20 protein-coding genes and 1 pseudogene are annotated in these 21222 nt (G+C 61.2%); 5 read left to right on the forward strand and 16 right to left on the reverse strand.

Going from position 1 to position 21222, the window contains the following annotated elements; translation table 11 throughout:
• Positions 1–73: 73 nt before the first annotated feature.
• Genes ACWNC0_RS02565 through ACWNC0_RS02580 form a run of 4 tightly spaced genes read right to left on the reverse strand, consistent with a single transcriptional unit; the run spans position 74 to position 5122 of the window.
• Positions 74–526, reverse strand: coding sequence for a MaoC family dehydratase (locus ACWNC0_RS02565; RefSeq protein WP_449469384.1), 453 nt, complete (start codon positions 524–526; stop codon positions 74–76).
• Positions 526–2367 carry an acetyl/propionyl/methylcrotonyl-CoA carboxylase subunit alpha gene (locus ACWNC0_RS02570; RefSeq protein WP_449469386.1) on the reverse strand — a complete coding sequence of 614 codons (1842 nt, stop codon included), beginning with the start codon at positions 2365–2367 and terminating at the stop codon, positions 526–528. The genes ACWNC0_RS02565 and ACWNC0_RS02570 overlap by 1 nt, the downstream gene beginning before the upstream one ends.
• 5 nt (positions 2368–2372) lie before the next feature.
• Positions 2373–3974: a carboxyl transferase domain-containing protein gene (locus tag ACWNC0_RS02575; protein WP_449469388.1), complete on the reverse strand. Its 1602-nt coding sequence runs from the start codon at positions 3972–3974 to the stop codon at positions 2373–2375.
• On the reverse strand, positions 3971–5122 hold the full coding sequence (locus tag ACWNC0_RS02580) for an acyl-CoA dehydrogenase family protein (protein ID WP_449469390.1): 1152 nt from the start codon (positions 5120–5122) through the stop codon (positions 3971–3973). The genes ACWNC0_RS02575 and ACWNC0_RS02580 overlap by 4 nt, the downstream gene beginning before the upstream one ends.
• 89 nt (positions 5123–5211) lie before the next feature.
• Between ACWNC0_RS02580 and ACWNC0_RS02585 the strand changes: the two genes are divergently transcribed.
• Complete coding sequence (locus ACWNC0_RS02585; RefSeq protein WP_449469392.1) at positions 5212–6081, forward strand: LysR family transcriptional regulator; 870 nt, start codon at positions 5212–5214, stop codon at positions 6079–6081.
• A gap of 4 nt (positions 6082–6085) precedes the next feature.
• On the opposite strand, the gene ACWNC0_RS02590 is transcribed toward ACWNC0_RS02585, so the two are convergent.
• Positions 6086–7018, reverse strand: coding sequence for a ThuA domain-containing protein (locus ACWNC0_RS02590; RefSeq protein WP_449469394.1), 933 nt, complete (start codon positions 7016–7018; stop codon positions 6086–6088).
• Positions 7019–7238: 220 nt separating this feature from the next.
• Here ACWNC0_RS02590 and ACWNC0_RS02595 point away from each other — a divergent pair, with 220 nt between their 5' ends.
• Complete coding sequence (locus ACWNC0_RS02595) at positions 7239–7526, forward strand: hypothetical protein (protein WP_449469396.1); 288 nt, start codon at positions 7239–7241, stop codon at positions 7524–7526.
• Positions 7527–7611: 85 nt separating this feature from the next.
• Here the strand turns inward: ACWNC0_RS02595 and ACWNC0_RS02600 are convergent, their stop codons facing one another.
• The 4 genes from ACWNC0_RS02600 to ACWNC0_RS02615 form a co-directional block, all read right to left on the reverse strand.
• A complete protein-coding gene (locus tag ACWNC0_RS02600) occupies positions 7612–8304 on the reverse strand; it encodes a TetR/AcrR family transcriptional regulator (RefSeq protein WP_449469398.1) in 693 nt (230 codons plus the stop codon).
• 210 nt (positions 8305–8514) lie between these two features.
• A complete protein-coding gene (locus tag ACWNC0_RS02605; protein ID WP_449469400.1) occupies positions 8515–9870 on the reverse strand; it encodes a hypothetical protein in 1356 nt (451 codons plus the stop codon).
• A 24-nt stretch (positions 9871–9894) separates the two neighbouring features.
• Positions 9895–10302, reverse strand: a complete 408-nt coding sequence (locus ACWNC0_RS02610; protein WP_449469402.1) for a VOC family protein — start codon at positions 10300–10302, stop codon at positions 9895–9897.
• Between the two features lie 39 nt (positions 10303–10341).
• The gene (locus ACWNC0_RS02615) at positions 10342–12324 is read right to left on the reverse strand and encodes a flavin-containing monooxygenase (RefSeq protein ID WP_449469404.1); all 1983 of its coding nucleotides are present in this window, start codon (positions 12322–12324) and stop codon (positions 10342–10344) included.
• Positions 12325–12445: 121 nt separating this feature from the next.
• On the opposite strand from ACWNC0_RS02615, the gene ACWNC0_RS02620 reads away from it, so the two are divergent.
• From ACWNC0_RS02620 to ACWNC0_RS02630, 3 genes are all read left to right on the forward strand, one after another.
• Positions 12446–13084, forward strand: a complete 639-nt coding sequence (locus ACWNC0_RS02620) for a TetR/AcrR family transcriptional regulator (protein ID WP_449469406.1) — start codon at positions 12446–12448, stop codon at positions 13082–13084.
• Between the two features lie 83 nt (positions 13085–13167).
• Positions 13168–14190 carry a methyltransferase gene (locus tag ACWNC0_RS02625; protein WP_449469408.1) on the forward strand — a complete coding sequence of 341 codons (1023 nt, stop codon included), beginning with the start codon at positions 13168–13170 and terminating at the stop codon, positions 14188–14190.
• Positions 14191–14195: 5 nt separating this feature from the next.
• Complete coding sequence (locus ACWNC0_RS02630; RefSeq protein WP_449469847.1) at positions 14196–15413, forward strand: dicarboxylate/amino acid:cation symporter; 1218 nt, start codon at positions 14196–14198, stop codon at positions 15411–15413.
• 3 nt (positions 15414–15416) lie between these two features.
• Here ACWNC0_RS02630 and ACWNC0_RS02635 read toward each other — a convergent pair whose 3' ends face one another.
• The 7 genes and pseudogenes from ACWNC0_RS02635 to ACWNC0_RS02665 form a co-directional block, all read right to left on the reverse strand.
• Positions 15417–15887: an Lrp/AsnC family transcriptional regulator gene (locus ACWNC0_RS02635; RefSeq protein ID WP_196227476.1), complete on the reverse strand. Its 471-nt coding sequence runs from the start codon at positions 15885–15887 to the stop codon at positions 15417–15419.
• Between the two features lie 245 nt (positions 15888–16132).
• Positions 16133–16951 (reverse strand): sugar phosphate isomerase/epimerase family protein, encoded by an 819-nt coding sequence (locus ACWNC0_RS02640; RefSeq protein ID WP_449469411.1) that lies wholly within the window; start codon positions 16949–16951, stop codon positions 16133–16135.
• 62 nt (positions 16952–17013) lie between these two features.
• Positions 17014–18073 (reverse strand): annotated as a pseudogene (dmpG, locus tag ACWNC0_RS02645) (4-hydroxy-2-oxovalerate aldolase).
• Positions 18070–19017 (reverse strand): acetaldehyde dehydrogenase (acetylating), encoded by a 948-nt coding sequence (locus ACWNC0_RS02650; RefSeq protein ID WP_449468766.1) that lies wholly within the window; start codon positions 19015–19017, stop codon positions 18070–18072. Before ACWNC0_RS02650 ends, dmpG begins: the two are co-directional and overlap by 4 nt.
• A gap of 49 nt (positions 19018–19066) precedes the next feature.
• The gene (locus ACWNC0_RS02655; RefSeq protein WP_449468764.1) at positions 19067–19861 is read right to left on the reverse strand and encodes a fumarylacetoacetate hydrolase family protein; all 795 of its coding nucleotides are present in this window, start codon (positions 19859–19861) and stop codon (positions 19067–19069) included.
• Positions 19858–20373: a flavin reductase family protein gene (locus ACWNC0_RS02660; protein ID WP_449468763.1), complete on the reverse strand. Its 516-nt coding sequence runs from the start codon at positions 20371–20373 to the stop codon at positions 19858–19860. The genes ACWNC0_RS02655 and ACWNC0_RS02660 overlap by 4 nt, the downstream gene beginning before the upstream one ends.
• Entirely contained in the window at positions 20366–21202 is an 837-nt protein-coding gene (locus tag ACWNC0_RS02665; protein WP_449468761.1) for an alpha/beta fold hydrolase, read from the reverse strand. Before ACWNC0_RS02665 ends, ACWNC0_RS02660 begins: the two co-directional genes overlap by 8 nt.
• Positions 21203–21222: the final 20 nt, after the last annotated feature.

A 21222-nucleotide genomic window follows, 5' to 3' on the forward strand; every position in this document is an offset into this window, starting at 1 on the left:
TTCCTTCAAAAGCCAGCTAGGGTTGGCGCAACGCCGCTACTGCAGATAAAATCATATAGGTGCGCGCCTATGATCATGCACCGCCGCCCTTGATCAACGTCATGCGCAAACACTGGCATACCAGCTCGTCCCGCTGGTTCAGCATCCGGTGCGAAAAGGTGACAACGCCCGAACCCGGCCGGGATTTGCTCGGCCGTAACTCCACGACTTCGGTCTCCGCCCGCAACGTGTCACCCAGAAATACGGGCTTTGGCATAACGAGCTTGTCATAGCCCAGATTGGCGATCAACGTCCCCAGCGTCGTGTCGCCCACGGACAGCCCGATCATCAATGCAAAGGTGAAGGTGCCGTTGACCAGTATCTGGCCGAATTCGCTCGCCTTGGCCGCTTCGACATCCAGATGCAGCGGCTGCGGATTATGCGTCATCGTCGAAAAAAGCAGGTTATCGGTTTCCGTAACCGTCCGCCGAATTTCGTGAACAATGGTCTGCCCCACTTCCCATTGTTCGAAAAACTTCCCCGCCATCAACCTGCCTCCGCTTTTGCTATTTTGACGAGCAGCGTGCCTTCGCTCACCTGCCCGCCTTCGACGCCGTGCAGTTCGACGACTTCCCCGTCGAACGGCGCGACAAGGCCATGTTCCATCTTCATGGCCTCCAACGTCAACAGCTTCTGCCCCTTCGCCACCTTGTTCCCCGCCGCGACGGAGACGGAAATGATCCGCCCCGGCATCGGCGAGAGGATCGCGCCATCGGACGCCTCACCGCCTCCCAGCCCGCCAGCTCGCCAAGGCGTCAGCTGCCAACTCTGGCCGCCCTCCGCGACGATCACGCTACGTCCAGTCCTGGCCCCGCTCGAAGCCCCCAGCGCAACCTTCACCGGCACTCCATCCAGCAGGAACCAGCCGTCGCGCCGCGCCTCCGCATTCAGGCGAAAGCCCGCCATCGGCCCCGGCGCCGCGAGCTTGAACGCCGCATCCTCCAAAGCCGCCGTTGAGGGCAAGGCAGCTGGCAACAGCGCCTCCCCCTCACGCCCGATCAGTCCGGTATCTACCCGGCCGTCAGCGAAATCTGGATGTTGGAGCGCCTTCGCCAGAAAGCCCGCATTGGTTTTGAGCGGCCATATGACCGTCTCCTCCAGCGTCTGCGACAGGCTCAGCCGTGCGGCATCACGATCTGGACCCCACGCGATCAGCTTCGCGATCATCGGATCGTAGAAGGACGATATCTCCGCCCCCTGCTCCACCCCGGTATCGACACGATAACATGGTCCGACATCGAAGCGGTCGAGCCTGCCGATCGAAGGCAGGAAGCCCTTCCCCGGGTCCTCCGCATAAAGCCGCGCTTCCATCGCCCAGCCGCTGATCCACAGTTCATCCTGCGCCTTGGGCAAAGGCTCGCCCGACGCCACCCTCAACTGCCATTCGACCAAGTCCTGCCCGGTAATCTCCTCCGTCACCGGATGCTCGACCTGAAGGCGCGTGTTCATTTCCATGAACCAGATGCGGTCGGCCCTAAGCCCTTCGGAGCCGTCCGCGATGAACTCGATCGTCCCCGCCCCGACATAATCCACCGCCTTGGCAGCGCGCACCGCCGCCTGGCAGATCGCCTCCCGCGTCCGTTCATCCATGCCCGGCGCGGGCGCTTCCTCGATCACCTTCTGGTGCCGCCGCTGGAGCGAGCAGTCGCGTTCGAACAGGTGGACTACATTGCCGTGGCGATCGCCGAATATCTGCACCTCGATATGGCGCGGGTTCGTTACCCATTTTTCCAGCAGCACCTGATCATTGCCAAAGGAAGACGCCGCCTCGCGCTGGCAGGACAGTAGCGCATCGGCAAAGTCCGCGGCGCTATCGACCTTGCGCATTCCTTTGCCGCCACCGCCAGCGACTGCCTTGATCAGCACGGGATAGCCGATAGCGTCCGCCTCGGCTTTCAGTCTGTCGGGACTCTGCTCTTCCCCCAGATAGCCGGGCGTCGTCGGCACGCCCGCCTCGCTCATCAGCTTCTTGGCTGCATCCTTGAGACCCATGGCCGTGATGCTGGCGGGATTCGGCCCGACCCAGATCAACCCAGCGTCGATCACCGCCTGAGCGAACTCAGCATTCTCCGACAGGAAACCATAGCCGGGGTGAATAGCCTGCGCGCCCGTTTGCCGGGCAGCTTCGATAATACGCTCCCCCAACAGGTAGCTCTCGCGCACCGGCGACGCGCCGATATGCACCGCCTCGTCAGCAGAACGGACGTGCAGCGCATCGGCATCCGCGTCCGAATAGACTGCGACGGTATGAATGCCGAGCCGCCGCGCGGTACGGATGATCCGGCATGCGATCTCGCCACGATTGGCGATGAGAAGGGACTGGATCATCGTCATCACATCCGGAAAACGCCGAACGACGGGCGCTCGGCTACAGGAGCGTTCAGCGTCGCCGCGAAGGCAAGGCCCAGCACATCGCGCGTCTGCGCCGGATCGATGACGCCATCGTCCCACAGCCGCGCGGTTGCGTGATAGGGATTGCCTTCATCCTCATATTTCTGGCGGATCGGCGCCTTGAAGGCTTCCGCCTCCTCCGCCGTCCATTTCTCCGCATCCCGATGCACCGTCGCCAACACGCTCGCCGCCTGCTCGCCACCCATCACCGATATGCGGCTATTAGGCCAGGTGAACAGGAAGCGGGGGCTATAGGCCCTGCCGCACATGCCATAATTGCCCGCGCCAAAGCTGCCGCCGATCAACAGGGTGATTTTCGGCACGCTGGCGGTAGCGACTGCCGTCACCAGCTTCGCGCCATTTTTGGCGATGCCCTCAGCCTCATATTTCCCGCCCACCATGAAGCCGGAGATATTTTGCAGGAACAGCAGCGGTATCCGCCGCTGGCACGCCAGTTCGATGAAATGCGCGCCCTTGACCGCGCTCTCGCTGAACAGCACGCCATTATTGGCAAGGATCGCCACCGGCATGCCCCAGATATGGGCGAAGCCGCACACCAGCGTCGTCCCATACAGCGCCTTGAACTCATGAAATTCGCTGCCATCAACGATGCGCGCGATGACCTCCCGTACATCATAGGGCGCGCGGACATCCTGCGGCACGATGCCATAGAGTTCATGCGGATCAAATTTCGGCGGCACCGGCTCGCGCATGTTAACATCGATTGCGGGTGCGGGCTGAAGCGTCGATACGATGTCCCGGACGATGCTTAGCGCATGCTCGTCATTCTCCGCGACATGATCCACCACGCCGGACTTGCGGCCATGCAGGTCGCCGCCGCCCAGATCCTCCGCGCTGATGACCTCTCCCGTCGCCGCTTGCACCAGCGGCGGCCCGGCAAGGAAGATCGTCCCCTGATTGCGCACGATCACCGTCTCATCCGACATAGCGGGCATATAAGCCCCGCCCGCGGTACAGCTGCCCATGACGCAGGCAATCTGCGGAATGCCGCGCGCGGACATCTGCGCCTGATTGTAGAAAATGCGCCCAAAATGCTCCCGGTCGGGAAATACTTCGGCCTGATTGGGGAGGTTCGCACCGCCGCTATCGACCAGATAGACACAGGGCAGCCGATTTTCGAGCGCGATCTCCTGCGCCCGCAAATGCTTCTTCACCGTCAGAGGATAGTAAGTGCCGCCCTTCACCGTCGCGTCATTGCAGACGATCATCACCTGCCGCCCCTCGACGCGGCCTATCCCAGTGATCAGCCCAGCGCCCGGCACCTCGCCATGATACATGTCATTGGCCGTGAGTTGCCCGATCTCCAGAAAAGGACTGCCGGGGTCCAGCAGCCGCTCCACCCGTTCGCGGGGCAACAGCTTGCCGCGCCCGACATGCTTGTCCCGGGCCTTGGCCGGTCCACCGATTGCCGCAGCAGCAACTTTCGCCCGCAACTCCTCCACCAACGCCCGATTATGGGCAGCATTGGTGCGAAACCCATCCGCCTGCGATGACAGCTTCGTGTCGAGCGCTGGCCCGCTCATGCCCCGATCAGCTCCCGGCCGATCAGCATGCGGCGAATCTCATTGGTTCCAGCGCCAATATCCAGCAGCTTGGCGTCGCGCATATAGCGCTCCACCGGCCAATCCTTCGTATAGCCCGCACCGCCTAGCGCCTGCACCGCCTCCAGCGATACCCGCACCGCATTCTCGCTCGCCAGCAATATGGCACCCGCTGCGTCGAACCGCGTCGTCCTGCCCGCGTCACATGCCCGCGCCACCGCATAAACATAGGCGCGCGCCGAATTGAGCGCGACATACATGTCTGCCACCTTGGCCTGCATCAACTGGAATGCGCCGATCGGCTTACCGAACTGGTGGCGCTCCCGGACATAGGGCACCACGGTGTCGAGGCATGCCTGCATGATCCCAAGCTGGATGCCCGCCAGCACAGTGCGCTCATAATCCAGACCCGACATAAGCACGCCAGCGCCGCCGTTCAGCGGACCCATGATATTCTCTTCCGGGACTTCGCAATCCTCGAACACCAGTTCGGCGGTTGGTGAACCACGCATGCCGACCTTGTCGATCTTCTGCCCGATGGAAAAGCCCTTGAAGCCCTTTTCGATCAGGAAGGTCGTGATCCCCTTCGATCCCTCTCCCGTCCTGGCATAGACAACCAGCGTATCGGCATAGGTCGCATTGGTGATCCAGTATTTGGTGCCATTCAGGATATAGCGGTCGCCCTTCTTTTCCGCCTTCAGCTTCATCGAAATGACATCGGACCCAGCGCCCGCTTCCGACATGGCAAGGCTGCCGACATGCTCGCCGGAAATCAGCTTGGGCAGATAACGCGCCTTCTGCTCGGTATTGCCCCAGCGGCGGATTTGATTGACGCACAGGTTGGAATGCGCCCCATAGCTGAGCCCGATGGAGGCAGAGGCCCGCGCCACTTCCTCCTGCGCGACCACATGCTCCAGATAGCCGAGGCCAAGGCCCCCATCTTCTTCCGCAACGGTAATGCCGTGCAGGCCAAGCGCGCCCATCGCGGGCCACAGTTCGTCGCGCGGAAACCAGTCCTCCGCATCGATCCGCACGGCCAGTGGCGCGATCAAATCCGTCGCAAAGCGGTGGGTCGTTTCCCGGATCATCCGGGCATTGTCACCCAGAGCGAAATCGAAATCGGGCGTCATGGCCTCTCCTGAAGATCTTGCGCCCTTCTATCATGCCCTCGGACGGCTGGAAAATTGACCAGACACTAATGATATCATAGATACGGTCTATGATTGAACGCTACCTCATCCACTATTTTCTGGCAGTGGTGGATCACGGCAACTTCTCCCGCGCGGCGCAACAATGCGGCGTGTCGCAGCCCACATTGTCCGTGGGCATCGCCAAGCTGGAAGCGCAGATCGGGCACGTCCTGTTCCATCGCACCAATCGACGCGTGGAACTGACCCCAGCAGGCAGCCGGTTTGCCGCCCATGCCCGCCGGATCGAAGCGGAATTCGCCCGCGCCCAGCAGGCCATGGCGGAAAATGACAGCAGCAAACTCATCCGCCTCGGCATAATATCGACATTGCCGTCCCGCTGGATCGAGCAAGCCACGCGCGAAGCCTGTGAGGCGAAAGGCGAAAGGCTGGAAATCGTCGAAGGACGCATGCGCGAATTGCTGCCGCGCCTTGAACGTGGCCGGATCGATGCCGTCATCGGCGTGCTGGACAATGATGCGCGCGAGCGTGAGACCCTGTTCGAGGAAGGCTACGCCCTCGCCCTGTCGGACAGGCATCCACTGGCCGATCGAGAAAGGCTGGACGCAGATGAGGTCGCAGGCATGGACATGATCGTCCGCCGCAATTGCGAAGCGCTTGCCGCGGTCAGCCGCTTCTTCACACAGCGCGGCGTCCGCCCCTTCTTCACCGCCCGCACGGTTAGCGACGACCGCGCGATCGCCTTCCTTCGCGCCGGGCTGGGCATCACCGTCATGCCACGCTGCTTCCTACAACCCGGCATAGCGATGCCCGCGCTTTCCGGTTTCGATCAACGTCGCAAGATCGGGATATTGATCGATCCGGCAAGCAGTGGGCGGGTTGAAGCGAGCGAAACGCTGCGCCGTTTCTCCTCCGAATTGCGACGTCTACACGCCGCCTGACTCCTTATTTCGAAAGCTCGCCGCCCACACAGCGCGGTCCTTCCAGCCCCGCCGCCCAGGCAATAGCCCCGCCGATCATCTTGCGATGTAGCGGCTCGCCATAGGTGGACGCGGCATGACCCAGCGCGGAATAAAATGCGCGTCCATCGCCCACGCAATGAGTCCACACCATCGGATGGTCGGCGCCCATGCGGATGTCCTTGGGCTTGGTGAAGGGGAGCAGCTTTTCAAACGGGCTGTAGCTTTTCTCGTCGATGGTGACGAGGATGCGGTAGCCCTTGTCGCGGGGGTTTGACGCGAAGGAATACCATTCGTCCGTCCGTCGCCAGACCTTGGGCAAATCGCGGGTCGCGGGATGATCGCGATCCTCGACATTCAGGTTCGCCGCCTGAAATTGCGGGTCCATGATATGGCCGATAAACTGCGCGCCGATCAGATCATCGACATACCAGCGCCACGCATATTGCGGATCGCCACCCGCGCCATGCAAACCAACGAAGCCGCCGCCCTTTTCCAGCCACGCGCGAAAGGCGCTGCGCTGCTCCGGCGTCAGCACGTCACCGCTGACGCTGTTCCACACCACCGCCTTGAACCGGGCGAGCTGCGCCGGATTGAATATCGCGGCATTTTCCGTCGTGTAGCTGCTCCAGCCACGCGCCTGGGCAATCTCCTCCAACGCGCGATTTGCAGCAACGATCTGCTCATCATCGCGAAAGCCGTTCGTCTTCGAAAAGATGAGGATGGCGTTGCCGGAAAGCTTGGCAGGCAGCTGCGGCGGGGTCTTGTCATAGCTCGCGCCAATGCCGAAGACGAGGCGGCCCACATTGCCCGGCCCCACTGCCATCGTGAACATGACCGCCAGCGCGATCACCGCCAAGACGATGAACGCCACCAGCCATTTGAGGACGCGCATCGCCATGCTCTTACCGCTCACCATCAACTTCTCTCCCCCCTTTTAAATATCAACGCCGGACGTCTCGAAACATGATCTGGCCAATCAGCCGCGCCGCCGCGACATCGGTCAGGCCGGTATACATCCGTGGGGCCTGGTTGTTCAGCAGCGAGCAAGGCATACCCGTATATCCGTGGCGAAGTAAACATATGCGTTGCATTTTTACAAAGGTGCATTACCCCCAAGTGGCTTACAAACGGAGAGTATGATGAAGAATTGGATGATCGCCGCCGCCTTGATTGCCATGTCGCCTATGCCTGCCTTGGCGCAGACGGCCTATTCCTCCTCTACGACGGAAATCGGCACCTTGCTCGATGATCCCGCAGCCAAGGCAGTGCTGGCAAAGCACATTCCCGAAATGACGACCAGCGATCAGATCGACATGGCCCGCGCGATGACCCTCAAGGATATTCAGCAATATTCGCCTGATGCGGTCACGGACAAGGTTCTCGCCGACATTGACGCAGACTTGGCAAAGCTCCCAAAGAAATAAGACGGAAAATGCTACTGGCCGGGATTATCAGCCCCGGCCAGTTCATTATCATCCAGTTCTGAGCGCTCCCGCTGTGGGTAGACGATTACCAGCTATCCCGCCCCCGTAACAGGACATCGACGGCATCGTCAGCGAAACTCGCTGCTTCTTCCAGGCTCAAGACCCGTATCGTTTCCTCCGTCCGGCGCCATCCCTGGATCATGCTCAGCAATTGCCGGGCGACGCGCTGTGGATTTTCGGCAGGAACCGGGTCGTTCTTCGTTCCCTCGGTAATTTCGTCGGTCAGGAACTGAAGTTCGTAACAATATCCGATCTTGTAGAAGGTTTCGGCGATTTCGGGAAACCGCGAAGCTGTTGCCAGGATCAGTCGATCGAACTGCTGAATTTCCGGGTTTCCCAATGAAGCCATCGCAGTCCGGACATGATGTTTCAGGCGTTCGGAAAATTCCTGCGGAAGATCGACATTATTGGCGCTTGCTTCATTCGACCATCTACGCACACGGTCTTCCACAACCGCTTTCATGAGCGCTTCCTTGGTCGAATGGCGCGCATATAGGGTTCTTTTGGAAACCCCTGCCCCCTGCGCTACCGCCTCCATGGTCGTCGCCTCATATCCGACCGACAAGAACAGATCCCGCGCCGCGCTCAAGATCGCCTCATCGATCTGGCCCGCCTTTTTATTAGGCGGCCGACCGGTTCGGCGATTGGGCGTCAGCCGATCGGCGGCCTTTGCCTCACCGGAATCCGCCTTTTCTATCGTCTTTCCCGTAAGCGGCATGTTCCACCCAAAGCTTAAACTCTATGCCCCTTATGTCCTTTCGAACCATCATCACAAGTAAACTCTCCACGCTGCACCGAGATCAAAGCCCGGTGCAGTCGGCGCCGACCGCCGTGGCTCTTGTGCCATCGGTCGATCGGCATCCTCCATGCCCGCCCAGATACAGCAGCTTTCAGGCTCGGGCCTCCAGACAGATCAAGGTCGATGCCGTCAGCGACCTTGACCGGATAAAGTCTTCGCGGATTGGAGCGGCGCAACGATCTGGCGGCATGCATCTCCAGGAGTGATGTCTTCGCACCATTCGCGCAGAATATTGTCGACCCAGATTATCGCGGGCAAAAGTCCACTATCCCTCAATGCCTGATCCGAACGGTTCTGCATGGATGCCCAGACATCTGCCGGAACCTGATCAAGGACACCGGCGATTATGTCCAGGATCGTGCAGATCGCTGTTGAATAGAGCGAGGCCTTATATTGCAGGCGTAGTTCGACGGGATCCAACAGGACTCCGGACTTTTCCTCCAGTTCAGCCGTGAAGGTCCGAAAGACCAGGTCGACCAGTTCCCGGTATCTTTCCGGCTCCGGCATCATCATCATGCCGCTCAACGCCTGCGCGATGCTCATTTGGCCCGCGCCTCCCCAATCGAGCAGCCCAACCTTGAGCTCTCCCGATGGTTCGCGCCAATACCAAGCGTTATCCACGTTCAGATTTGGATGGCAAACGCCAGTATAATCGCGGTCCTCGTGCAGGTAAGCAATAACCGCGTCCTTATGCTCCAGCCCGAACAGCACATCCTCTCGCCAACGTGCCATGAAGTCTGGATCGGACACCTCATCTATGAATAGATGTGGCGCGGTACGTGTGACGAATTTCTCGAGCATTGCGATCTTGGCAGTGGCATCCGGTATCGGGTCGAAGTCGCGCGCGGCTTCTCCAAAGGGAAATATTTTCTCGATGTCCGACCCGAGCGCGCCGCGTTTTTGCGCCGCCACCAAATGTGCCAACGATCGTGCGAGCAGCATATAATGATCCTCGACATTGCGGATCTCGTGATCATATCCTTTGCGGTGAGCCGGCTCGATCGGCGCCACGCCGAAGGCGATACGCTCTGTAATCAGGATATAATTGGTCGTGCTGCCAGAATAGTCACCGAAATAATATTTCGCCGTCGTGACCGGTAGATCAACTTCACGCGCAAGGCGCTGCATGTCGATCTCGCCGCTACCCAGGCGGATCAGGCCAAATTTATGATCGGCATCCGCCGGTGGAAACTTGGCGAACAGTTCGGTGTGCAATCCTTCTTCGTCCCGCGCATAGGCTACGGTAAGAAGCGCCCGTTCGGACGCTCCCGGAACACTGATCGGATTCAGCGCGACTATTGCCGTGACTTCATTGTCGGCGGACATGACCCCCGAAGCCCGGAAGGCCTCTGTCAGAAACGCCGCACCGAATTCCGCCAGCATTTCTGGAGAGATGGGGAATGCAAGACCATAATGATCGCCCGGCGCAACCGTCCGGTGCAATTGGTCGAACAGCTTGCGATCAGGCAGCGATCTACGGTGCATCAGCATATTTCCCTGCATAACCACTCAGCCGTGCCGCTGACTGATCTGAAGGAGATGCCCTTCAAGATCCTTCACAAAAGCGTGACGCCCCACGTCAGGAATCGATCGATCTTCCAACACGGTTCCGCCAGCCTTCTCGATGCGCTGCAAGCAAGCGTCGAAATCTCCGCTCGCAAAGCCGATGATCGATTCATTGCGAGCAGGTTGCGTGTCGTCGGGAAAGCTCGCCAGAATGAGCAGCGGGCCGCCCTTGTAAGTCGGCTGGTAAACGATCTCCACAACCGCCCGACCAGCGATATTCGCTTCCATTCGGTTCATTTCGACGAGCCCGAACACGGATTTATAGAAGGCGTCAGACTTTTCTATGTCGTGAACGATCAACTTCGTGAACATGAAGTCGATATCTTGCTCCGCACCGAAAGGAAGTTCCATTACATCTCTCCTTGTTTGATTGTCCGCCACTGTCCCTGATCAGATGGTCAGCATTTCCATTTCGCGCGGTGTGGGCTTAACGGCATCATCGGCGGGCGTGACGTTGAAGTCTTCTTCGCGGGGCGAGCGCAGGACATGCCAGATGCGCGAGTTGTGGCGCGGGATGGCCAGGATGACCTTCTTCTGCCCGTCGGCGCCCTTGTCGCGATAATAGCCATGGGCGCTGCCGCACTGGACCCAGGCGGTCTTGGCCAGGTTCGCATCGACATCGTCGATGAACGCCTGCGTCGCCTCTGGCGAGACATCGAAGGACGACAGATGATCGTCCACCATCCATTGCAGCAGTTCGATGATATAATGGACCTGCTGCTCGCTCACCACCGCATGGTTGGCGACCAGATAGCTGTAGGGCGCGCCCATGAAGACGAAGTTGGGGAAGCCGGTGATCAGCATGCCTTCATAGGAGAAGGGATGCGGGTCGAACGCGTCCGTCAAAGTTTCGCCGCCGACGCCGCGAATGTCGAACTGCCGCCCGAAATGCAGATTATAGCCGGTCGACAGCAGCAGCACGTCGCATTCGATCCGCGTGCCGTCGGCCAGGATCACCCCCTCCTGCTCGGCCTCGGCCAATTCGCCACGCACGATCGACACATTGGGCTTTTTGAGCGTGTCGTAAAAGCCGCAATCCAGGATCGGCCGCTTGGCGAACACCGGGAAGTTGGGTGTCAGCAATTCCACCATCTCCGGATCGTCCGGGAAATGACTCTTCAGATAGCCTTCGCACATCATGCGCATGCCGTCGTTGATCGGGCCAAAGCCGCCCGTCTTCGCGGCATAGTCCTCATCCTTCATGATCATGCCGTGCATGTCGCGCATCTGGCTGTGCAGGCTTTGCAGACGCTTCCACTGCGCGACGAAGGGCACATATTCCATCGCCCAGCGCTCGATTTCGGCCACCGGCGCATGCGCCTGCGGATTGGGGATGATATGTTCCGGCTGGCGCTGCACGATCACCAGTTCGCCAACCTTGTCGGCAATGGCCGTCGCCACCTGTACGCCCGAACAGCCCGTGCCGACCAGGACGACCTTCTTGCCCGTCAGATCGACCGAATGGTCCCAGGCGGCCGAATGAATGACCGGCCCCTTGAAGCTGTCGAGATTCTTCACCTTGGGATAATTGGGATTGTTGTTGGGTCCCACCGCCATGATGAGGACGTTGCACTCATGGCTTTCCGGCTTGCCGTTCCGGACCGCCTTCACCGTCCAGATCTTGCGCTTCTCGTCCCATTCCGCACCCTCGACCCAGGTGCCGAACCGGATCCGGTCGCGAAGGCCATATTTGTCGGTGACGCGATCCAGATAGGACAGGAATTCCTGGCCGCGCGGGTAGAATTGCGTCCAGGAAGCATTGGGCTCGAAGGAGAAGGAATAGATGCGGCTCGGCGTATCGACCGCCGCGCCCGGATAGGTGTTGGTCAGCCAGTTGCCGCCGACCGTGTCCATCGCCTCCAGCACGGTGAAGTCAAATCCCGCCTGCTGCAATTTGATGGCTGCGTTGATGCCCATCATGCCCGCGCCCACGACCAGCACCTTGAAATCGGCGGGCGGAACATCGGCAGCCTTGCGAATGCGCGTGTCGGTGGTGAACCCGGCATGCTGGAACGCGACATCCACCGACATTTCGGGAAGGTCCTGACCCAGCAGCAAACGGCTCATCCGCTTGAACATCGGCCGGTCCAGCTGTGGCATGACCGGAGGCTTCCCGGCCTTTACCGCCACGCGCAGGCGATCGCGGATCTCGGCGACCACGGCCGGATCGATGGCAGGCCGTTCTTCATGCGCATGGATATCGACGAACGTCTCGATCAGATCTTCCTGGCGGCCGTCGATCGCATCCCAATAGTGGTTCAGCAGCGTCCGATTGCCGGTCATCTGGATCAACGCCATCAGCGCCATGGTGGGGTCCAGCGCATCGATCGCGGCATCGACCCTGGCATTCATGTCCAGCACCCGTTCGTGCATCCCATTTCTCCTCTTATGTGTCCGCTTTCGGACTCGATGAGAATATATTACACATTACTGTGTAATTGGTCAATGACAACTCTGCTTGCCATTGCTCTTCCGCTGCGCGACGAGGCAAAAGATGAATGAAACGAGCACCAAGAGGCGAGCGGGCCGCCCGACGGCGGAGGCGGCCGAACAGAAGCGTATGAACCTGATTCTCATCGCGGTGGAGGAATTTGCCCGTGCAGGCTTTCACGCGGCTTCCTTGCGCGACATCGCGGAAAAGGCGCAGGTGTCGAGCCGCACCCTCTACAATCATTTCCCCGACAAGCTGGCGCTTTTTGCCGCCTGCCTTGAATATTCGGGCGCACAGCTTCAGCCGGACGTCCCCGATCTAGAAGGTGACCTGCACACGCGCCTTGTCACCTACGCGACGGAAATGCAGCGCCAGCTTTCCTCGACCCGCAGCATGCGGATTTCCCGGCTTATCTACCGGGAAGGCGGAGAGTTCGACGAACTGCGAAAGATCGCTCGTCACCAGTTTGAACGGTATCAGGTCAGTCCGGTTGCGGCGATGTTGAAGAAAGAAGGCGCCTCCGCCGCGGAAAGCCGCAGCTTCGCCATGCAATTCGTCGCCATGGCCTTTGGCGAATGGCAACGCCGCTTATTGTTCGGCGAGCCTCCGCTTACGCTCAGCGAAATGGCCGCGCATGCACGGTTGGTCACGGGACTGTTCCTGAACGGCATCCGTTCGAACCTGAGCAAAATGGACAGCTGACTTTCCCACCCCTCAGAGAAATCCGATAATGGGACCCGACACGCCACTCACCGCGTTTTGCCCTCATGATGGGAGTAGCGTGCATGGAGCACATGGAGTTGGGGGCACCGGCAGCGGTCGAGCCATCGGAAGAAGATAGCATCGACGGGGACATCGTGGCTGGCGACGGCCGCGCCGCCGCTCTGCTTGATCTGCTCCGGGTCCTGAAGGACCGTGGATATAGTTTCGTCACCCCCACGCCCGCCACGCATGCACGGGTTGTCGAACGAGCATCACGTCGGCCCGCCCATGACCTACGGGATATTTTCGGCTGGTCGCTACCGTTCGATCCGAAGCTGCTGGACCCGGAACTTGCTCGCATCCTGACAAAGGCCAACGCACTGGAAAGATATGAAGACGGCCTGAAAAGCCGCTTCCGCGTGTCATCGCTTGGGAACGACCTATTCCTTCACTCCGCTTATCCAACCGATTGTCAGGAAGCGGTATTCTTTGGACCTGACAGCTATCGTTTCGCGCGATTGATCGGCGATGAATTGTCTCGATGCCCACAAAAGAAGGGCGCGCGGCTTGTCGATATCGGCACGGGCGCTGGGGTAGGCGGGATTGTGGCGGGTCATCTTTGCCCTGCTGTCGATATTTTGATGACCGACATCAATCCCCTCGCGCTTTATCTCGCCCGCATCAACGCGCAGGCCGCCGGTATCACGGCCCGCTTCCTCCAGACCGGGGACCTGTCCGCGACACATCGGACGTTCGACCTCCTGCTCGCGAACCCTCCTTATATCATGGACGCCGCAGGCCGCGCCTATCGTGACGGCGGGGGCATGCACGGTGCTGAAGTATCGCTGACGATGGCACAGCAGGCCCTTCCCCGGCTGACCGCTGACGGGCGCTTCATTCTTTACACTGGTAGCGCGATCGTCGATGGCCGCGACACGCTGAAGGACCGCTTGGCCGATCTTGCAACGGCGCGGAACTGCGCGCTACGCTACACCGAAATCGACCCGGATGTGTTTGGCGAAGAACTTGAAAATCAGGCCTATTCCGATGTCGACCGCATCGCGCTCATAGCCGCGATCATCGAACGAAAGGACAGCCCAGCTTGATCGCGGTGAAGGGTCGGCCGTTGCACCTTCTTGCCGGTCTTCTCATCGGCCTGATTGCAGGCATCGCTACCAGCGGACGGACACAGGAGTGGGTCGGTAAAATCCTGCTGCCGATCGGCAGTCTGTGGCTCGACGCCCTAACCATGACGGTGGTCCCGTTGATCTTCGGCCTGCTCGTCACCGGCATCGCCTCCGCCTCCCGCAATGCCGCTGCTGGCAGCATCGCGACCCGCGCCCTCATCCTCTTCGCCCTGATGCTGGCCGCAGCCTCTGTAACAGCGGCATTATTGGCAGAAGGGCTGTTGCGGCTATGGCCTGTCACTCAAGGATTGGCAGATGCCGGAGGCACCTCCCCTCCCCCTCTTTCACACAGCGAATGGTTTCGCGGAATCATTCCTGCAAATCCTCTGAAGGCCGCCGCCGAAACGGCTATGGTGCCGCTCGTCACATTCGCGATATTCTTCGGCTTCGCCATCTCCCGCATCAACACGGACCTGGCCGATCCACTGCTTGGACTGCTGCGCGGACTGGTCGAAACCATGCTGATCATCGTGGGTTGGGTGCTGGCGGTTGCACCTGTCGGCGTTGCCGCCTTGGCATTCGGCGCGGGCGCGAAGCTGGGCGTCGGCGTGGTGGGCGCCTTTGCCCAATATGTGGCGGTTGTCATAGCCTGCTGCCTTGCCGCCACGCTGCTCGCCTATATCTGGGCAGCGTTGGCAGGCGGTCACTCCCCGTTGCGCTTCGGGCGATCGGCCTTGGCCGCCCAGGCGGTAGCGCTGGGCACCCAATCATCGCTCGCGACCTTGCCGGTGATGGTGGATGCGGCCCGCGAGCTGGATGTTCCCGAAGAGACGGCCGCCATCGTGCTACCGATGGCGGTTTCGCTGTTCCGCGCGGCCAGCGTGGCCGCAAACGTCGCGGTCACCATCTATCTCGGGCATATGCACGGCATCTTTCCTGGGGCCGCGACCCTTGCGCTGATCGCGTTGGTCGCCGTTCCCATCAGCCTCGGCGCGGTAGGTCTTCCGGCCCAAATATCCTTTTTCGCGACGATCGCCCCTGTCTGCATCGCTGCGGGCATTCCCGTCACAGCGCTGCCGTTGCTCCTCGCGATTGAGGCGATACCGGACCTGTTTCGCACGGTGGGCAACGTAACCAACGATCTCGCCGCCGCCTGCGCCATCAGGCCCAAGCCGTCGCTCTCCGCAGAGCAGACCCCGTGAAAGTCAGGTCGGCCCCAGGGGCACCACATTGAATTCATATTTCACGATATCCACCGCGATACCGGAATCGATATGGGCAACACCCTCGATGCCGGAAATATGATCGTAGAGGAATTGCTGAACCTCGGAAAAATCGTGCAGCGCCACCATCAATTCCAGGTCATACCCGCCGTTCATGGCGTTGACGCTAAGCACCTCGGGGAATTTCGCCAGATCGCGGCCCACATCCTGAATGCCGCGCCCCTGCACCCTGACGCCCACGGCCAGGATGACATTATATCCCCTAGCGGCGAAGTCGGTCACGGCGACCACGCGCATGGCGCGCGCATCTTCCATCTTCTGCAACCGTGCCGAAACGGTGGCGGCGGTCACCGATAGCTGCTGCGCAATATCCTGATTGGTCGCTCGCCCATTGGTCCGCAGGATTTCGATGATATTATTGTCCAGCGCGTCCAATGAGGGCGGCGCTGTCATCCGCCCATTCCTTATCTGCATGCCGCCATGACTCCCATCGATCCACGAAGGTATAGCGTGTGGAAATGGAGAGTGCCACATGAGGCGTGTGAAGCCGACGGCATACGCCTTAACGCGTTTCGCGAGGACGCAATGCTATCATGTAAACCTCGCCGAATATTACGACGGAGATCATCGCTCAGCGATCCGATGCGTAAGAAACGCGCAATTTAGCTATGTAAAAAAATCTGCGGCGCCACCCTAGGTTACCGTCGCCGTTTCAGAACGCTCTGTGCCGCATCCACCGCCATTTGCGCCCGCTGGTGGGCGTTGATGCCTTGTTCGATGGCGTTTTGCTGGGGTATTTCGACGCTGATTGGCGTGTTGGGATTGAGGGCGTGGAGGAACGCTGGGATGTTGAACGCGCCTTGTCCGGGGAGTTGCCGCTGGATACCGGCTTCGCGTTCGAGTTCGCTGGGATCGATGGTTGTTGGGCCGTCGGCTATCTGGGCGATGGCGATGGCGGGATGGGCAAGGAGGGGGAAGCTGGTGTCTGGTTCGGGTCCGCGCATGATGTGGAGAAGGTCGGCTGTGACCTTGATGTCGGAGCGGCCGGAGCGGGCTATTTCCTCGAGGGCGGCGCTTAAGGTTTGGACCTGGGAGGGGGGATAAAATTCGATTGCGAGGGCGATGTTGAACCCTGAAGCAAGCTCGGCCAGTTCGACGAGTTTCTCGGTGCGGCGGATGGGATCGCGGTCGTAGCAGAGCACATTGGCGAGGGGCGCGCCAAGCGCTGCGCCGGTTTCGAGCGCGGGGATGAAGTCGGCGGGGTTGGTGCGCCCCGCCATGGTGAAGGGGTAGACAAGGTCGACCGTGACCCCGGTGGCGGCGAGCGCGGCGCGGGTCTGGCGCAGCGCCTGGGGGTCGCGCACCAGGTCATAGGCGGGCATGGCGGGCAGCACCTCCATGGAATGGAGGAACGGGCAGATGCCTGCGCAGCCCACCTGTGCGGCGATTTGCGCAAGCTGCCAGGGTGTGGTGTCGGTGACGGTGATATGGTCGAGCGACAGGCGTCTATCGGCCATATCCTCTCCTCCTGTTCCGCATGAGCCGTGCCGGGCGCGGACAAGCCGCGCCCGGCGGCTGATCAGGCCGCGGCTTCGCGCGCCTTGACCATATCCAATGCGACGTCGACGATCATGTCCTCTTGGCCCCCGACCATCTTGCGACGGCCGAGCTCGACGAGGATAGTGCGGGTGTCGAGGCCGTAGGTTTCGGCGGCCTTCTCGGCATGACGCAGGAACGAGGAATAGACCCCGGCATAGCCCAGCGCGAGAAGTCTCGCGGTCGACCCGAACCGGCCGGTCCTGCAAGGGGCGAACCAGATCCTCGGCCGCGTCCATCAGCGCCATGACGTTGCAGCCATGGTTCCAGCCCTTGCGCTCGGCAGCGGCGATGAACACCTCGAGCGGCGCATTGCCAGCGCCCGCGCCCATGCCGGTCAGCGACGCGTCAATCCGCACCGCACCGCACTGCGCCGCGACGATCGAGTTGGCGACGCCGAGCGAGAGATTATGGTGGGCGTGGATGCCGCGCTGGGTCTCGGGCTTCAAGACCCGGTCATAGGCTTCGAACCGGGCCTTGACCCCGTCCATGTCGAGCGCGCCGCCGCTGTCGGTCACATAGACGCACTGCGCGCCATAGCTTTCCATGAGGGCCGCCTGGCTCGCCAGCTTCTCCGGCTCGATCATGTGGCTCATCATCAGGAACCCCGAGACGTCCATGCCAAGATCGCGGGCGATGCCGATATGCTGTTTCGAGACGTCGGCCTCGGTGCAATGGGTCGCGACCCGCACCGAGCGCACGCCGATGTCATAGGCGCGGCGCAGTTCCTCGACCGTGCCGACGCCCGGCAGGATCAGCGTGGTGAGCACCGATTTGGTCAGCACCGAGGCGACCGCCTCGAGCCATTCCCAATCGGTATGCGCGCCGAAACCATAGTTGAAGCTCGCGCCATTGAGGCCGTCGCCATGGGCGACCTCGATCGCGTCGACGCCTGCGTCATCCAATGCCTTGGCGATCGATTTCACATGGTCGATGCCGTACATGTGGCGGATGGCGTGCATGCCATCGCGTAGCGTCACGTCCTGGATATAGAGCTTGTCGCCCGCCTCGACGTTGAACGGAGATGTGATCTGGGCGCTCATGCGGCCACCTTCTTTCCTTGCGCGATGCGCTGCGCGAGCAGCTCGCCGGTCGCCTTGGCGGCGGCGGTCATGATGTCGAGATTGCCCGAATAGCTCGGCAGATAATCGCCAGCGCCTTCGACCTCGAGCAGGATCATGGTCTTGACCCCGGTGAACTCGCCGCGACCGGGGATGGTGAGTTTGTTGTTGTCGCCAAAGCGCTCGAACTGCACGTCCTGCTTGAGGCGATAGCCCGGCACATAGGCCTGCACCTTCTTGACCATCGCCTCGACCGAGGCGCGGATCGTCTCTTCATCCGCGCCTTCGGACAAAGTGAACACGGTGTCGCGCATGATCATCGGCGGTTCGGCGGGATTGAGGATGATGATCGCCTTGCCCTGCGCCGCGCCGCCGACCTTTTCGATGGCGCCTGCGGTGGTGCGGGTGAACTCGTCGATATTGGCGCGGGTGCCGGGTCCTGCCGAGCGCGAGGAGACCGACGCGACGATCTCGGCATAATGGACGGTCGCGACCTGGGAGACGGCGGCAACCATCGGGATCGTCGCCTGCCCGCCGCAGGTCACCATGTTGACGTTGCCAGCATCGAGATTGGCTTCGCCGTTGACCGTGGGGATGGTGTAGGGGCCGATCGCGGCGGGGGTGAGGTCGACCACCTGCTTGCCGTCCTTGCGCAGCGCTTCGTCATGGACCTTGTGGGCATAGGCACTGGTTGCGTCGAACACGATGCCGATCTCGGGATAGACATCCATCTTCATGAGGCCTTCGAGGCCCTCATGGGTGGTGGCGACGCCGCGCTCGCGCGCCATGGCGAGGCCTTCGGACGCCTCGTCGATGCCGACCACGGCCACCAGTTCCATATTCTGCGGATATTTGATCATCTTGATCATGAGGTCGGTGCCGATATTGCCCGACCCGATGATCGCCGCCTTGACCTTGCCCGTCATTACTTACTCCTCACGGCATCGCCCGCAAGCGATGCGCCACTTTTCATATTCAGATAAAGCGCGCGGTGCAGCTGCCAACCCCGTGGAGCTGCATCTCGAACACGTCTCCTGCCTTGGCCGGTTCGAGCGGCACCAGGCTGCCCGACAATATCACATCCCCGGCGTCGAGCGTTACCCCATAGGCGCCCAGCGTGTTGGCGAGCCAGGCGACCGCCTGTGCGGGCGAACCCTGCACCGCATGGCCATAGCCTTCCGACAGGGGCTGCCCATTCTTGGTGACGGTGACATGGAGATTGGGGAGGTCATGGTCGCGTGGGTTTGCGCGCGCCTCGCCCAGCACATAGACGCCGCAGGAGGCATTGTCGGCGACGGTATCGACGATGCCGATCTTCCAGTCCTGGATGCGGCTATCGACGATCTCGAAACAGGGAACGATGCTCTCCGTCGCAGCGATCACATCTTCCGCCGTGACGCCCGGCCCCTTGAGGCTGTCTTTCAGGATGAAGCCGATCTCCGCCTCGGCGCGCGGCGCGATGAGGCCGTTTGCCGCGACATCGATATCGCCCTCGATATACATGCGGTCGGTCAGGAAACCGAAATCGGGCTGGTGCACGCCCAGCATGTCCTGCACGGCCTTGGAGGTGACGCCGATCTTCTTGCCGATGACGCGCTCGCCGTCCGCCTTGCGGCGTTCGAGCGCGCCCAGGGAGATCGCATAGGCATCATCGATGGTGAGTTCCGGATGGCGGGCGATGAGCGGCGGCACGGTGCGCCCCTCGCGCAGCGCCTGGTAGAGCTCGTCCGCAAGGCTGTCGTTCAGGCTCTGGGCGTTAAGGTCGCTCACAGATAGGCTCCGTCCTGGAAGATGAGGGGATCGACCGCGTCGGACAGGCGCACCGCCTTGACCCGGGCGATGACGATGCTGTGGGTGCCAAAGGGGGTCATGCTCTCGATCGTGCAGGAGAGGTTGGCCTGCGCTTCATCGAGGATGGGAAGGCCATGGGCATCGGGGGTCCAGCTGCCAACGCCAAAGCGCGCCTCGCGCGCCACCGCGCCGCCGAATGCTGCCGACACTTCGCGCTGGTGGCGCGAGAGGAGGTTGATGCTGACCGGACAGCCAGGCGAGAGATGGGCGTGGATGCCCGCTGTCTGGTTGACGCAGACGAGGACCGCTGGCGGATCCATGGTGAGTGAGGTGATCGAGGTCGCGGCCATGCCGACCGGCGTCTTGCCCTCGCCCAGCGCGGTGACGATCGCCACGCCCGAGGGCAGGCGGCGCATCGCGCCCTTAAGGCCAGCGGTGACATCGACGGGCTCTGGAACAGGCACGGATTGCGCAGGAGCAGCGTCAGCCATTCTTCAGGAAGTCCAGCGAGTAGCGGTTGAACTCTGCCGCCCGCTCGACCTGCACCCAATGGCCGGTCTGCGAGAAGGTGAGGCAGCGCACGTCGGGGCAGGCGTCGAGGAAGAGACGGGCGTGGCTTTCGGGACAGAATTCGTCATTGAGGCCCCAGAGGACGAAGATGGGCTGCTTGACCTCGCCCAGGCGCGGCCCAAGGTCGGGGGTCTTGACGCGGGCGAGCACATCCTTGGGCTGGGTGCGCGCGACGGCAAAACGTTCCTCGACCAGCGCGTCGGTGACGTGATGGAGCGAGGAAGGATGCATGAGGTTGCCGATCAGGCGGCGCTGTTCCTCGATGTTGAATTCAGGGCTGCCAAAGCCCGAGCGCATCTTGGCGATGCCGGGCATGGTGAAATAGCTCATCTGTTCCGCCACGCAGCCCGGCGCCATCAGGACGAGCTTGCCGATGGTGAATTCAGGGTGGTCGAGCGCGATCTGGAGGGCGATGCCGCCGCCCAGCGAATTGCCGATGAGGTGGCCGCCGGTGATCCCATGCTGCGCGAGGGCATCGAGCAGGGTCTGGGTAAACAGCTCGAGGGGATAGTCGGTCTCGGGCTTGGAGGAGGCGCCATAGCCGATGAGGTCGGGCAGGATGACGCGGTAACCGGCATCGGCAAAATCTTGCGCATTGTTGCGGAAGTTGGACGCGCCCGATGCGCCGGGGCCGCTGCCATGGATGAAGATGACGGTGGGGGCGTTTGCCTGCGCCCCTGCGATTTCCGCGATCGAAATCTCATATCCGCCCGCAACGCTATAGGTCTTGCGGATCAATTCACTGCCCATGGATATCCTCTTTTGTCCTG

The sequence above is a fragment of the Sphingobium chungangianum genome (genome assembly GCF_977014255.1).